At 46.2% G+C, this 13,572-nt stretch carries 14 protein-coding genes; 5 read left to right on the plus strand and 9 right to left on the minus strand.

Translation table 11 applies throughout. From position 1 onward, the window contains the following. Positions 1-422 precede the first annotated feature (422 nt). The gene (locus tag FKN88_RS15450) at positions 423-968 is read left to right on the plus strand and encodes a gamma carbonic anhydrase family protein (RefSeq protein ID WP_154169643.1); all 546 of its coding nucleotides are present in this window, start codon (positions 423-425) and stop codon (positions 966-968) included. Positions 969-1,023: 55 nt separating this feature from the next. Here FKN88_RS15450 and FKN88_RS15455 read toward each other — a convergent pair whose 3' ends face one another. Genes FKN88_RS15455 through FKN88_RS15470 form a run of 4 tightly spaced genes read right to left on the minus strand, consistent with a single transcriptional unit; the run spans position 1,024 to position 3,674 of the window. After that, complete coding sequence (locus FKN88_RS15455; protein ID WP_004397613.1) at positions 1,024-1,293, minus strand: DUF1488 domain-containing protein; 270 nt, start codon at positions 1,291-1,293, stop codon at positions 1,024-1,026. Continuing rightward, positions 1,290-2,126 carry a shikimate dehydrogenase gene (aroE, locus tag FKN88_RS15460; RefSeq protein WP_187985346.1) on the minus strand — a complete coding sequence of 279 codons (837 nt, stop codon included), beginning with the start codon at positions 2,124-2,126 and terminating at the stop codon, positions 1,290-1,292. Before aroE ends, FKN88_RS15455 begins: the two co-directional genes overlap by 4 nt. Before the next feature lie 60 nt (positions 2,127-2,186). After that, positions 2,187-3,101, minus strand: coding sequence for an oxygen-dependent coproporphyrinogen oxidase (hemF, locus tag FKN88_RS15465; protein ID WP_154169645.1), 915 nt, complete (start codon positions 3,099-3,101; stop codon positions 2,187-2,189). Between the two features lie 15 nt (positions 3,102-3,116). Beyond that, positions 3,117-3,674 carry an L-threonylcarbamoyladenylate synthase gene (locus FKN88_RS15470; RefSeq protein WP_154170719.1) on the minus strand — a complete coding sequence of 186 codons (558 nt, stop codon included), beginning with the start codon at positions 3,672-3,674 and terminating at the stop codon, positions 3,117-3,119. A gap of 198 nt (positions 3,675-3,872) precedes the next feature. Here FKN88_RS15470 and purE point away from each other — a divergent pair, with 198 nt between their 5' ends. Together purE and FKN88_RS15480 are read left to right on the plus strand one after the other, a co-directional pair. Then, positions 3,873-4,358, plus strand: coding sequence for a 5-(carboxyamino)imidazole ribonucleotide mutase (gene purE / locus FKN88_RS15475; protein ID WP_154169647.1), 486 nt, complete (start codon positions 3,873-3,875; stop codon positions 4,356-4,358). A gap of 4 nt (positions 4,359-4,362) precedes the next feature. Beyond that, positions 4,363-5,481, plus strand: a complete 1,119-nt coding sequence (locus FKN88_RS15480; RefSeq protein ID WP_154169649.1) for a 5-(carboxyamino)imidazole ribonucleotide synthase — start codon at positions 4,363-4,365, stop codon at positions 5,479-5,481. A 73-nt stretch (positions 5,482-5,554) separates the two neighbouring features. Here FKN88_RS15480 and FKN88_RS15485 read toward each other — a convergent pair whose 3' ends face one another. From FKN88_RS15485 to glyQ, 3 genes are all read right to left on the minus strand, one after another. Beyond that, positions 5,555-6,823 (minus strand): valine--pyruvate transaminase, encoded by a 1,269-nt coding sequence (locus tag FKN88_RS15485; RefSeq protein ID WP_154169651.1) that lies wholly within the window; start codon positions 6,821-6,823, stop codon positions 5,555-5,557. 203 nt (positions 6,824-7,026) lie between these two features. Next, positions 7,027-9,093, minus strand: coding sequence for a glycine--tRNA ligase subunit beta (glyS, locus tag FKN88_RS15490; protein ID WP_154169653.1), 2,067 nt, complete (start codon positions 9,091-9,093; stop codon positions 7,027-7,029). Between the two features lies 1 nt (position 9,094). Continuing rightward, complete coding sequence (glyQ, locus tag FKN88_RS15495) at positions 9,095-10,012, minus strand: glycine--tRNA ligase subunit alpha (RefSeq protein ID WP_004397605.1); 918 nt, start codon at positions 10,010-10,012, stop codon at positions 9,095-9,097. A gap of 416 nt (positions 10,013-10,428) precedes the next feature. Here glyQ and FKN88_RS15500 point away from each other — a divergent pair, with 416 nt between their 5' ends. Together FKN88_RS15500 and FKN88_RS15505 are read left to right on the plus strand one after the other, a co-directional pair. After that, on the plus strand, positions 10,429-10,983 hold the full coding sequence (locus FKN88_RS15500; protein WP_115152667.1) for a TMEM165/GDT1 family protein: 555 nt from the start codon (positions 10,429-10,431) through the stop codon (positions 10,981-10,983). Between the two features lie 148 nt (positions 10,984-11,131). Further along, complete coding sequence (locus FKN88_RS15505; protein ID WP_040905811.1) at positions 11,132-11,392, plus strand: hypothetical protein; 261 nt, start codon at positions 11,132-11,134, stop codon at positions 11,390-11,392. Between the two features lie 136 nt (positions 11,393-11,528). Here the strand turns inward: FKN88_RS15505 and tusA are convergent, their stop codons facing one another. Next, positions 11,529-11,777: a sulfurtransferase TusA gene (gene tusA, locus FKN88_RS15510; RefSeq protein ID WP_040905808.1), complete on the minus strand. Its 249-nt coding sequence runs from the start codon at positions 11,775-11,777 to the stop codon at positions 11,529-11,531. 539 nt (positions 11,778-12,316) lie between these two features. After that, the gene (locus FKN88_RS15515) at positions 12,317-13,297 is read right to left on the minus strand and encodes an MDR family oxidoreductase (RefSeq protein WP_154169655.1); all 981 of its coding nucleotides are present in this window, start codon (positions 13,295-13,297) and stop codon (positions 12,317-12,319) included. Positions 13,298-13,572: the final 275 nt, after the last annotated feature.

A 13,572-nucleotide genomic window follows, 5' to 3' on the forward strand; every position in this document is an offset into this window, starting at 1 on the left:
CTAAAAGCCCTATCAATTTGGTCACTCAGTTCATTGAAACCGAAGTGCTTATTGCTAAGCATTTTGATTATCATCAACGAGTGCCCACACAGATTGATTGGTTTAAATTGTTAAAGAGCTGGCTTGCGAATCTCTTGTTGAGCTTCGAAGCGGAGGTGAATTCTAGCGAGTTAATTTGAAGAGTCAAACACTTTTTCAAATTTTCTTTTTTAGAAGCTTTCCCTCAACCAACACTGCCCGAAGCCTTGCGGCGTCTGCCGTGTCAGTGAGGTCGCATTATAGGGAGCCTGGTTAACTTGGCAAGTGCTTTTTTGCTTTTTTTGTTATTTTTAGCTTAAAAGGCTAATTATTGCTCAAAAAAGCCGTTTCTAGTACTATTCTTAGCTTATTTACTGCAATTTAAGCCTGTTAAGGATGGTTTGATGAGTTCTATCCGAAGTTATAAAGGGGTATTACCGACGCTAAATGAACGTGTCTATATAGATAACAGTTCTGTATTAGTTGGCGATATCACGATTGAGAATGATGCCAGCATTTGGCCTTTAGTCGCGGCACGTGGTGACGTCAACCATATCCGTATCGGTGCACGCACCAATATACAAGATGGTAGCGTTTTACACGTCACCCATAAAAATAACCACAATCCTAATGGTTATCCGTTACTGATCGGTAATGATGTCACCATTGGCCATAAAGTCATGCTGCACGGCTGCACCATTCACGATCGGGTTCTGGTGGGAATGGGCTCTATTATTCTTGATGGGGCAATCATTGAAAGTGACGTTATGATAGGTGCAGGTAGCTTAGTACCGCCCGGAAAAATCTTAGTCAGTGGCTATCTGTACGTAGGAAGCCCAGTGAAACAAGCCCGTAAGCTGACTGAAGGGGAGCAACAATTTTTACTGCAATCAGCGAGTAACTATGTACAAACCAAAAATGAGTACTTAGCTGAACAATCGCAAATCTAGCTATATCATTGCTCTAGATCTATTGACCTTTCGTTCGAGCCCTCCCATGAGGTGTTTACGGTTTTAGCACCTCAATCATACCTGCTGAAGTAAAGCACTCTTCTTCAATTAGCTGCTCCGCTCGTTCTTCAATATCAAAACGCCACTCACTAAAAACCGTCAGTGCCTGCTGTGGAGTGGTCATCGTCACCCCAGACCAAGATTGCAGCTCAGATAGAGAAATAAAACAACGGATAAGCGCACCACTCTGCTGCGCGGAAAACTCAACCGCTTGCTGCTGCTCATTCCACTGTTGATCATCGGTAAATAAAATTGCTTGGTTCATACACCACCAGATAAATTTTTTCTTAATTCACGTAGCACTTGCTTAGCCCCTGGGCGTAACCCTCGCCATAACATAAAGCTTTCTGCTGCTTGTGCGACTAACATGCCTAGCCCGTCATAAACTGAATGGCATCCTTGTTCCTTAGCCCACTGATTAAACGCCGTTGGTTGCTTGCTGTACATCATGTCGTAAGCAATGCTACGCGGGCTAAAAATAGTCTCAGATACCTGCGGTCGCTCTCCGTCCAAGCTGGCTGAGGTCGAGTTAATGACAAGATCAAACGGCGTATACCGTTGACTCATTGGTTGGGCGATCACGGCGCCATAAACAGAAAACTGCTGTGCAAGACCTTCCGCTTTGGATAATGTCCGGTTAGTGATCACAATAAGCTCGGGCTGTTGGTCCAATAGCGGCTTGATAACGCCTCGAGCTGCCCCACCCGCACCAATTAATAAAATCTTCGCCCCAGTCAACGGAACTTGATGCTGCAGCAAGTCTTGAACCAAACCTTCTCCATCGGTGTTATCACCGAGCACTTCTCCATCATCCAGTTTTTTCAGAGTGTTGACGGCACCAGCTAATTGCGCTCGCTCTGTTAAACGATCCGCCAGCTGAAAGGCCTGCTCTTTAAACGGTACGGTCACATTGCAACCTTTACCGCCATGAGCAAAAAATTCGTTGATCGCTTGCTCAAAACCATCAATCGCTGCCATCTGCGCCGTGTAGTTCATGCTTTGATTGGTTTGACGTGCAAACAAGCCATGAATAAAGGGCGATTTACTGTGCCCAATCGGATTGCCAAAGACGGCATAACGATCGTGTTGATATTCCATGTCATTAACCTAAATTAGCCAAAGTATCTTTTCAGACCCTATCACTGCGTTGATTTTCTGTCACCAATCGCGTGGTACTAAAAATTCCGCCAATTTCGCCTCTGGGCTATTCGGCTCTGGCTGGTAATTGTATTCCCAGCGCACTAACGGTGGCATCGACATCAGTATTGACTCGGTACGCCCTCCAGTTTGCAGCCCAAATAACGTCCCTCGGTCATAAACTAAGTTAAATTCCACGTATCGACCACGGCGATATAACTGAAATTGCCGCTGCGCTTCACCATAGGCCGTATCTTTACGTCGCGCAACAATCGGTAAGTAAGCTTCAGTGTATCCTTTACCAACTGCTTGCATATAGGCAAAACACTCAGCAAATGGCCATTGGTTTAAGTCGTCGAAAAAGAGCCCACCGACACCGCGAGTCTCGTTACGGTGCGGTAAAAAGAAGTAATCATCACACCAAGCCTTATGTTCAGCATAAACCTGATCACCAAAAGGCGCGCATAAGGTCCGCGCTGTGGCGTGCCATGCTTGCACATCCTCTAAAAATGGGTAAAACGGCGTTAAATCAAAGCCTCCACCAAACCACCAAATGGGCGTTTCTCCCTCTTTTTCGGCAATAAAAAAACGCACGTTGGCATGAGACGTCGGCACATAAGGGTTATGAGCGTGCATCACTAACGACACACCCATTGCTTCAAAGCGACGACCAGCTAATTCCGGGCGATGTGCGGTGGCTGATACGGGCATCTGTTGACCGGTGACATGGGAAAAATTAACGCCGCCTTGCTCAAAGACTTGACCTTCTTTCATCACTCGTGTTCGCCCACCACCACCTAAGCGTTCGCCCGGCTCCCGATGCCAGATTTCTTCGACAAACTTAGCCTTGCCATCGGCCTGTTCTAATTGCTGGCAAATACTGTCTTGTAACTCAAGCAAAAACTGCTTTACCGCTTGCTTATCAATCTCTGGCATCGTCGATTTCCTTGCTTAACCTTGTCTTAAAATTTGACCCGTTTTCGCGTCACGAATTTCACTCGGTTTATTTCTACCACCCGTTTCACCGCGTAAAATAGCTGGCAGGTGCTCACCCAGTTGCTGCTCAACTTGCTCAGTGGTCATACACGGCGGCAGCCCTGTTAAATTAGCACTGGTCGAGGTAAGCGGTTTACCGAACGCATTACATAACTGTTGTACTAGTGGATGATCGGTGACTCGCACCGCAATCGAGTCAAACTGACCGCTGACCCATGACGAGACTTTCTGACTAGCAGGCATCACCCATGTAACGGGTCCCGGCCAAGTCGCATGAATCGTTGCCAATTGTTCTGCGCTTAGTTGGCTTTCATCAATATACGGCAACAATTGCTGATAAGAGGCCGCAATCAAAATCAAGCCTTTTTCTACCGGTCGCTGTTTCAGCGTGAGTAGTTTTTCAATGGCTTGCGGGTTATCCGGATCGCATCCGACACCGAACACCCCTTCGGTTGGATAGGCAATAACATCACCATCACGTAATGCCTGTAAACAAAATTGAAAATTATCCACGATACCTTTCTCTTGTGACATTTAATCGACTCACTGAGTTTACAAATTCTGGCTGAAACAGGCTAAAGCTATTTAATGACAAATGGTATCTTTGGCAAAATAACCATGACGCAAACGTTTTCCTAAGAAAAAAATACTCGTATAATGCGCGCAAATAACCCATTCACCCTAATGTGATGATGTTTGAAGGAGTTTACAATGAAAGTGGCGATTATTATGGGTTCGAAATCCGATTGGCCAACCATGAAGCTAGCCGCGGAGATGTTGGATCAATTTGGGATCGATTATGAAACCAAGGTGGTGTCTGCTCACCGAACTCCTCAACTACTGGCTGATTATGCTAGCAGCGCTCAGCAACGAGGCATTAAAGTTATCATCGCCGGCGCCGGCGGTGCAGCGCATTTACCAGGCATGACCGCGGCGTTTACTAGCTTACCGGTACTCGGCGTACCAGTGCAGTCAAAAGCGCTGAATGGCATGGACTCATTACTCTCCATCGTGCAAATGCCAAAAGGCATTGCGGTCGGGACGCTGGCTATCGGTGAAGCGGGAGCCGCTAATGCTGGCTTATTAGCCGCACAAATCCTAGCCACACATGATCACCATATCATGGCGAAAATCGATGCCTTTCGTTTAGCGCAAACCGAAACCGTGCTCGCCAACCCCAATCCAGCAGAGGACTAATCACATGCAAGTTTTAGTCTTAGGGGCTGGCCAATTAGCCCGCATGATGGCGCTAGCTGGCACTCCGCTGAATATTGAGATCCATGCGTTTGATGTAACAACCGGTAATATCGTGCAGCCGATCTCGGGGCAAGCCATCGGCCAAGGGCTGGCTCTGGCCATTGACCAAGCGGATGTGATTACCGCTGAATTTGAACATATTCCTGATGATGTACTTGAGCAATGTGCGCAAAGTGGCAAGCTGTTACCGAACCAAACGGCCATCAAAGCTGGTGGCAATCGGCAGCGTGAAAAAGTATTGCTTCAGCAAGCTGGCGTCAATAGTGCGCAATACGCCATCGTACACTCTCGTGACGATTTGCTCACTGCTATCGAAACCATTGGACTACCGATGGTATTAAAAAGCACTCTGGGTGGTTATGATGGCAAAGGTCAATGGCGTCTCAAACAAGCGCAAGATATTGATAACATTTGGCCCGAGCTACAAGACTGCTTAGCAAGCTCAGCGCAACAAACCATCATTGCAGAGCAATTTATCGCTTTTGATCGCGAAGTCTCGCTGATTGGCGCTAGAGGACAAGATGGCAGCATAGTGACCTATCCCCTGACGGAAAATGTGCACACCAATGGCGTGTTGAGTTTATCCACCTCGTTGGATGATCTCGCGCTACAACAACAGGCCGAAAGCATCTTTCGCGCGGTAGCTGAGCAATTAGATTATGTGGGCGTACTGGCTTTAGAATTTTTTGATATCAGCGGGCAGCTATTGGTCAATGAGATTGCCCCGAGAGTGCATAACTCCGGCCATTGGACACAACAAGGTGCCGAAACCTGTCAATTTGAAAACCATTTGCGCGCCGTATGTGGTTTACCATTAGGTAGCACGCAACTGATCCGCCCAACAGCGATGATTAACATCTTAGGCCTTGATAGCCTGCCGGACGCGTTGCTTGCGATGGAAGGGTGTCATGTCCATTGGTATGGCAAACAAAAACGCCCGGGGCGTAAAATGGGCCATATTAATATCAGTGCCGATTATAGCGGTGAACTGCAAAGACGCCTTGCACGCCTCAGCCAGCTATTGGATAAAGAGGATTTTCCTGCGCTGCACAAAGATGATTAAACGCTGACTCATCGCCTAAAACCACGCCAGCCACACATTAGGCTGGCGGTGGTGATAACAGCCCCTAATACCTTCAGCAGATCGATGACTGCTCAGCTTGCTGATAAGCCTTAGCGACTTCTTCGGCGATAATCTGAATACCTTTTTGCATTTCCTGATCATCTTGCACATAGTTCATCCGTAGACATTGATGAGCATGTGGCCAGTCTTGCTGCTGCCCAATAAAGAAATATTCACCAGGAACAACCAATACTCCTCGTGCTTTAAGACGCTGATACAGCGCCATAGTGCTGATCGGCAATTCATCAAACCACAGCCATAGGAAAATCGCCCCTTCAGGTTTGTGAATGCGAAAGCGCGGGTCAGGTATCGCCTGCTGAAGTAACTTCACCGCGGTTTGTGATTTTTGTTGATAAAATGGGCGAATAACTTCGTCACTCAAGCGCAGTAAATCCCCTCGTTCAATCATATGTTGAGCTATCGCGGGGCCAACACTGCCGGGGGCTAAACTAATAATGCCATTCATATTGGTTAAAGCTTGAGTCACCGTTTCATTGGCTATCACAATGCCGCAACGTACGCCTGGTAATCCAAGTTTGGATAAGCTCATGCATAAAATGGTATTGTCATTCCAAAACGGTTCAACCTGTTCAAAAATGATATTGGGGAATGGCACACCATAAGCATTATCTATGATCAACGGAATACCATTATCCCGCGCTAACTGATCGAGCTTATGGATCTCATCTTCGGTCAAGACATTACCCGTCGGGTTGGTGGGACGAGAGGCGCAGATCGCCGCGATGGAGGAATCGACCGTTAACTGGTTAAAGTCGACATGGTATTTGAATAACCCATCATCAAGCATTTCAATCTCGGGGCGATAAGAAATAAACAGATCGTCATCAATCCCTGCATCGCCATAACCAATGTATTCCGGAGCCAACGGCAGTAAAATCTTCTTATGCGATCCATCGGGCTGCTGACCGGCGAATAAGTTAAACAGATAGAAAAAACCACTTTGGCTACCATTGGTTAAGCTGATGTTTTTCTCACTAATTTCCCAGCCATAAGTCGTTTTTAGTAGCGCAGCGAGTGATTTAACGAAACGATCTTTGCCTTGTGGTCCATCGTAATTACTCAACGCAGCGATCAACTCACCATTACTCAGCATCTCAGCGCTGGTTTGATGAAAATAGTCGATCATCGCTGGTATAGCGGCAGGATTTCCGCCACCGAGCATGATGGCTCCTGGTGTGCGCAGACCATCATTCAAATCATCCATTAATTGAGTAATACCGGAATACTGATTAAATTTTTCACCAAATTTTGAAAACTGCATTGCTGACTGCCTAATTCATGATTGTATTTGCTTGCTTAAAGGAGCATAAAACGATGCTATGCTCATCGATCAATCCTTGAACATACCGTAATGCTTTTACCTATCAAAGTACTATTTTTGAACACCTGAGTATTCAGTTGAAAAAAAGCCCAACTCATTAGAGTTGGGCTTCAATCACAAACCGTATGGTTTATTGCTAATCATTACTTTTGTAAAAGAGAAATGTCAGCAATTTGCAGGAATAAGTTACGTAAGTCGTTAAGCAAAGTTAAACGGTTTTGCTTTAGCGCTTCATCGTCAGCCATCACCATAACGTTATCAAAAAACGCATCAACGGGTTCACGTAGTGAGGCCAATTGACTCAGTGCTTGCTGATAATCACCTGACGCAAAGACTGGCTCAAGGGCTTCGCTCATCACGGCTACGTCTTGTGCCAAGGCCTTCTCTGCGGGTTCTTGCAATAACGCGAGATCAACCTCAGCAGGCAACTGACCAGCAAATTTCGCGAGAATATTCCCAACCCGTTTATTGGCCGCAGCCAACGCTTCTGCCGCCTCTAATTCACGGAAGTGCGACACGGCTTTTACGCGCTGATCGAAATCAGCCGGCTTGGTTGGACGACGCGCCAACACGGCTTGAATAACATCTACGCTAAAGCCTTCGTCTTGATACCAAGCGCGGAAACGACCCAGCATAAATTCAATCACATCGTGTTCAACCGCTTGATTAGTCAAACGATCACCAAAGAGAGATTTCGCTTTCGCGACTAAATCCACTAAGTCAAGCTTATAGCCGTATTCAACGATGATCCGCAGCACACCTAAAGAAGCGCGGCGCAAAGCAAAAGGATCCGAGCCTTTTGGTGCTTGGCCGATCCCGAAAATACCAACGATGGTATCCAGTTTATCCGCCATTGCTAGCGCAGAAGAAACCCCATCAGTCGGCAACTGATCACCAGCAAAGCGCGGCATATACTGCTCGTTCATCGCCAATGCTACCGCTTCTGGCTCATCATCATGACGCGCATAATGCATACCCATTACGCCTTGAGTGTCGGTAAACTCAAACACCATTGAGGTCATTAAATCACATTTAGCGAGCAAGCCTGCACGTTTAGCTTGTGCAACGTCAGCGCCAATTTGCTCTGCAATATAACCGGCTAACTCCGTGATTCGGTCAGTTTTATCTTTAATTGTGCCCAATTTCTGCTGGAAAATCGCCGTTTCAAGCTGTGGTAAGCGATCAATCAGCTTACTCTTGAGATCGGTATTAAAGAAGAATTCAGCATCAGCCAAACGTGGACGTACCACCTTTTCGTTACCTTCGATAACGTGGCGTGGCTCTTTAGACTCAATATTGGTCACAAAGATAAAGTTGGGTAAGAGTTGCTTATTAGCGTCATACACGGGGAAGTATTTTTGGTCACCTTTCATGGTGTACACCAACGCTTCCGATGGCACATTGAGGAATTTCTCTTCAAATTTTGCCGTTAAAACCACCGGCCATTCTACTAATGCGGTGACTTCTTCCACTAAATCGTCGTCAAGTTCCGCAATACCACCCACTTGTTGGGCCGCTTGCTGAGCACCAGCAATGATCGTCGCTTTACGCGTCTCATAGTCGGCAATCACTTTACCGCGTTGCTCTAAAATGTCTGGATACTGCTGGGCGGAGTCGATGGTAAATTCTTTCTCACCCATAAAACGGTGACCACGAATGGTGCGTGCTGAAGCCACGCCTAAAATTTCGCCGTCGATCAACTCATCACCAAGCAGAATGGTCAAGGTTTTTACTGGACGAATAAATTGAGTCTCTTTATCGCCCCAGCGCATTGGCTTAGCGATAGGTAAGTTGGCCAATGCTTTCGCAGCCAGCTCAACGACAATCGCTTTCGCCGCTTGACCTTTCACTTCTTGTTTGAACAGCAACCACTCACCTTGCTCAGTTTTGAGGCGATCGGCTTGCTCAACGGTAATCCCATTACCACGCGCCCAACCTTGTGCTGCCTTCGTCGGGTTACCTTGTGCATCAAAAGCCACAGACACCGCAGGTCCACGTTTTTCTAGAACTTTATCCGCTTGCTTTTCGGCAAGATTAGCGACTTTCAGCGCCAAACGGCGCGGGGTCGCAAACCATTTTATGCCATCATGAGTCAACTCTGCCGCGGCAAGTTCTGTACTAAAATTGGCGGCAAACGCTTCAGCTAAAGTGCGCAGCTGCTTTGGTGGTAACTCTTCTGTACCCAGTTCGATTAGAAATTCTTTGGCCATGTTATTTATCCTCACCCTTTTTACACATTGGGAAGCCTAGCGCTTCGCGAGAGGCGTAATACGCTTCAGCAACCGCTTTAGTGAGGTTGCGGATACGCAGGATATAACGTTGGCGCTCAGTCACCGAAATCGCCTTACGAGCGTCAAGCAGGTTAAATGCATGACCCGCTTTTAAAATCCGCTCATAGGCCGGTAATGGTAATGGTTTTTCGAGTTCAAGCAGATACTGGCACTCTTTCTCACACTGATCGAAGAAAGTGAACAGAAAATCCACATCCGCGTGTTCAAAGTTGTAGGTTGACTGCTCGACTTCATTTTGATGGAAAATATCGCCATAGGTTACTTTACCTAATGGACCATCTGTCCAGACTAAATCATAAACAGAATCAACACCCTGAATATACATCGCCAGACGTTCAATACCGTAAGTGATTTCCCCGGTTACTGGTTTGCACTCAAGACCACCAACTTGTTGGAAGTAAGTAAACTGGGTCACTTCCATACCGTTAAGCCATACTTCCCAGCCTAATCCCCATGCGCCTAAGGTTGGGTTTTCCCAGTTATCTTCGACGAAACGAATATCGTGAACCAGCGGGTCAACACCCAATACCTCAAGTGATCCAAGATACAGCTCTTGAATATTATCCGGTGATGGTTTGATGATGACTTGAAATTGATAGTAGTGCTGTAGGCGGTTCGGGTTTTCACCATAACGACCGTCGGTTGGACGACGAGAAGGTTGAACATACGCCGTGGCGATAGGCTCTGGGCCGATAGCTCGCAGGCATGTCATTGGGTGAGAGGTGCCTGCACCAACTTCCATATCTAATGGTTGAACAATGGTACAGCCTTGTTGGGCCCAATAATCCTGCAGCGCGAGGATCATACCCTGAAAGGTTTTGATATCGTATTTTTGCATAGTCAGGTTCGCGCGATTCTTCTGTTTGAATTGATAAGAAATAGCGAACAAGTATACCGAGATATTCGCTCAGCGAGTAGGGGTAATCTTGCTTAATTAATGGTCAAAAATCCCTTTTAGGGCAATTTACACCATGGATTGTAGCAAATTATCCCAAAAATAAGCCTTGAGGTCATTTGAGACTTGAGATTTCTTAACAGCCTGATTAGAATTGCGCCGTCTTTGGGGAGTAGCTTGCCGGTAAGAGGGTTTAATCTTAACGGTTCGTTCGTCAACATGATTGGTGCCAAATCACCATGGCGTTCGAAGCTAAAGTCATTTTAGCTGAGCAAGACCTTAGGCAAACAACGCGAACCGGGGTGGGGCGTGGCGTTTGTCTATGGTTATTATAATTATCCCGCCCCATTGAGCCTGTCGTGAGCGTATTAGCTATTTCAATTACTACCGTCGCCTTAGCTGAAATTGGCGATAAAACCCAACTGCTTTCTCTACTGTTAGCCAGTCGATACCGAAAACCGATTCCGATCATTGCGGCGATATTTCTCGCTACGCTAGCCAATCATGCCTTAGCGGCTTGGTTAGGCGTCGTCGTTGCCGATTATTTGTCGCCCGAGATATTAAAATGGGTCTTGGTGGTGAGCTTCTTAATCATGGCTGGCTGGGTGTTGATTCCCGATAAACTGGATGATGAAGAATCGATTTCTAATCGCGGGCCATTTGTCGCCAGTTTTATCGCCTTCTTTATTGCTGAAATTGGCGACAAAACCCAAATAGCCACTTCCATCTTAGGTGCCCAATATGCCGACGCCTTATTGTGGGTCATTTTAGGCACCACGATTGGTATGCTGTTGGCTAATGTCCCTGTCGTAGTGATCGGTAAATTATCGGCCAATAAACTACCACTAGCCCTGATCCGAAAAATCACCGCGATTTTATTTGTCGGCTTAGCGATTGGCGCAGCGCTATTTTAAGACCCAACAACTGAGCTTTTTCGATAAAAATTGTTAGCACTGGATCACGCTCTTGATGAAAAGCGATTAAGAGCGTGATGTTCGCCATATTCGTATCACTATTGCCGTGCTAGGTTAAACCTATCGTGGTGCGGTAAGAGGGTTAATTATGCTGACACGCTATACAGGAATGACCGCCAAAAGTCAGAGCTACTTATTCACTTTTGGCTTTCTACTCACCTTATTAGGTATGACGTTAACCAATATGTGGCTGCCGATGGTCGCCGGAGCGATTATTATGGCTGCTCTGACTGTCGAAGCTTGGATCCGAGTCGCCTACATCATTCCAATGCATAACGAATTAAGGACTTTGCAGCAACAAGTCAATAAACTGCAAGCTGAAATCCGAGCGATTGAGTACCAAGAATAAACTTCATCCGCAATCAGCAGATATAATCAACATTCATGCTGGTTACTCTAGAGATGATAAGGTAAGGCGCATCATATTGCTGCCTTACTTTTATCGACTAAATTCCCATCCATCATCGTTGCCAAAGACTTCAAAACTAGACTAAACCTTTTTTGATCAAGTACTGGTAAGGCAACTGCTCAGTTTGCTGCGCCAACAGTTGATGATCCATAAAGCGGCAAAAACTGGGGATATCTCGAGTCGTGGAAGGATCATCCGCCATCACCAATAACACATCGCCAGCTTGCATGGTACGAATGGTCTTTCGCACCATCATTACTGGTTCAGGGCAACGCAGTCCTTGCGCATCAAGGGAATGGGTCGCTAATGTTGAGTCAAATGTCATGCAAAAACCTAATCGAGTAGCAAAATAAGGCGTAGATAATACGGCTGGAGAAAAAATATTCAATAATCACTTGGCAAAATCAATCCTATCGACTAAATTTATTAACAGTTATTTAACTGACCATTAACACAAATCTCCGATAATAACGCTTTAATTTTTCTTGGGCTTCCCCGCTGTATGGCGGGATTTTTTTTGCTCTTTATCTAGGGTCTGTTTATCTTTCGAGCTGATTTTTGCAGCAGTTTGTGGCTTCTTTATACAAGGCAGAGGCTTTGAAATGTAGTTATTCTACCTGAGAAGCCGATAACGCCGTAGAAAGGAGCCACAAACGCTGCCCGAAGGGTTCGGCTAAAAGTGTTTTACTCTTTGTTGAGAGGTGTTTTGCCTAGAATAACTAGGCTACAAACCTCTCGCCGCGATTAAAACACTTTTATCTCGAACAAAATTTAACCGCGAAAGATAAACAGACCCTAAGCGCAAAACGAAGACACAACAAATCGATCAGCGTCTTAGTTTTGATTAATCACGGCTATCTTCTATTAGAGTTTAATCACTACTCGGCCAGTCACTTGGCCTTGCGTAATCGCCTGTGCAAATTCAGGCACCTGCTCAAGAGTGATCTCGTGGCACGCTTGCGCAAAATAACTGGCAGGTAAATATTGCGAGAGACTGTGCCATGCTGCGACACGTTTTTCTGGTGGGCAAGAGACGGAATCGACGCCTTGCAAGCGTACATTACGTAAAATAAATGGCATCACTGTCGTCGGTAAATCAAAGCCACCCGCTAAACCACACGCCGCAACGGTGCTGTTATAATCCATTTGCGCTAACACTTTGGCTAATACTTTGCTGCCTACGGTATCAATCGCCCCAGCCCAAAGCTGCTTTTCCAGAGGACGAGCGGGCTCTTCAAACTCAACCCGATCAATAATTCGACTGGCACCGAGTTTTTCGAGTAGTGGGCCATTTTGTTCAACACGACCAGTGACCGCCGCAACTTTATAACCTAGATTAGCTAATAGTGTTACTGCAACAGAACCAACACCGCCACTGGCACCAGTAACGAGGATTTCACCTTTTTCAGGTTTAATGCCTGCATCTAACAGAGCTTGAACACAGAGCATAGCGGTAAAGCCCGCAGTGCCAATCATCATTGCTTGTTTACTGTCCAACCCAGAAGCTAACGGCACGAGCCAATCGGCTTGCAAACGAGCCTTTTGTGCCATACCGCCCCAATGATTTTCACCCACGCCCCATCCGGTTAACACCACTTGGTCACCGCTTTGGTAGCGAGCATCCTTAGACTCAATAACCGTACCCGCTAGATCAATCCCTGGAACCATAGGGAAATCACGAATAATTTTACCTTTGCCAGTAATCGCCAACCCGTCTTTATAATTGAGTGAAGAGTACTTCACTGCGACCAAAACTTCGCCATCAGGCAATTGAGTATCATCGAGTGATTCGATGGTCGCGGTTGTGGCTTTTTCTTGTTGGTTGAGGATTAGCGCTTTAAACATTCGGATCTCCTTGCTGATAATTAACAATGTAGACGTGGTGCCATAATCGATGAACTCACCATAACGACAATAAAAACATGAGCTTCAATTCAAATAGCCACAGTATACGTAAACCTCGGCAGTAATAATTGGGTGCATAGTTAGATTACCGATACCATGATCACAAAGCTATACCCAAACGACTTGAAGTTGCAGGTAGGCGGTAAGTGAGTGAATCCCCATGAGTATAGGCAAATGATGTGATTGGGGGCCAATACCGCTGCAGATTCAAGTAG

It is taken from the genome of Vibrio sp. 2017_1457_13 (assembly GCF_030851525.1).
GTDB lineage: Bacteria > Pseudomonadota > Gammaproteobacteria > Enterobacterales > Vibrionaceae > Vibrio > Vibrio metschnikovii.

Bases quoted from the DNA above. Each gene is read 5' to 3' on its own strand.
- purE (WP_154169647.1), top strand. From the start codon at position 3,873: ATGAAAGTGGCGATTATTATGGGTTCGAAATCCGATTGGCCAACCATG.
- FKN88_RS15455 (WP_004397613.1), bottom strand. From the start codon at position 1,293: ATGAACCAAGCAATTTTATTTACCGATGATCAACAGTGGAATGAGCAG.
- FKN88_RS15505 (WP_040905811.1), top strand. From the start codon at position 11,132: ATGCTGACACGCTATACAGGAATGACCGCCAAAAGTCAGAGCTACTTA.
- FKN88_RS15485 (WP_154169651.1), bottom strand. From the start codon at position 6,823: ATGCAGTTTTCAAAATTTGGTGAAAAATTTAATCAGTATTCCGGTATT.
- FKN88_RS15515 (WP_154169655.1), bottom strand. From the start codon at position 13,297: ATGTTTAAAGCGCTAATCCTCAACCAACAAGAAAAAGCCACAACCGCG.
- glyQ (WP_004397605.1), bottom strand. From the start codon at position 10,012: ATGCAAAAATACGATATCAAAACCTTTCAGGGTATGATCCTCGCGCTG.
- tusA (WP_040905808.1), bottom strand. From the start codon at position 11,777: ATGACATTTGACTCAACATTAGCGACCCATTCCCTTGATGCGCAAGGA.
- glyS (WP_154169653.1), bottom strand. From the start codon at position 9,093: ATGGCCAAAGAATTTCTAATCGAACTGGGTACAGAAGAGTTACCACCA.
- aroE (WP_187985346.1), bottom strand. From the start codon at position 2,126: ATGGAATATCAACACGATCGTTATGCCGTCTTTGGCAATCCGATTGGG.
- hemF (WP_154169645.1), bottom strand. From the start codon at position 3,101: ATGCCAGAGATTGATAAGCAAGCGGTAAAGCAGTTTTTGCTTGAGTTA.
- FKN88_RS15480 (WP_154169649.1), top strand. From the start codon at position 4,363: ATGCAAGTTTTAGTCTTAGGGGCTGGCCAATTAGCCCGCATGATGGCG.
- FKN88_RS15450 (WP_154169643.1), top strand. From the start codon at position 423: ATGAGTTCTATCCGAAGTTATAAAGGGGTATTACCGACGCTAAATGAA.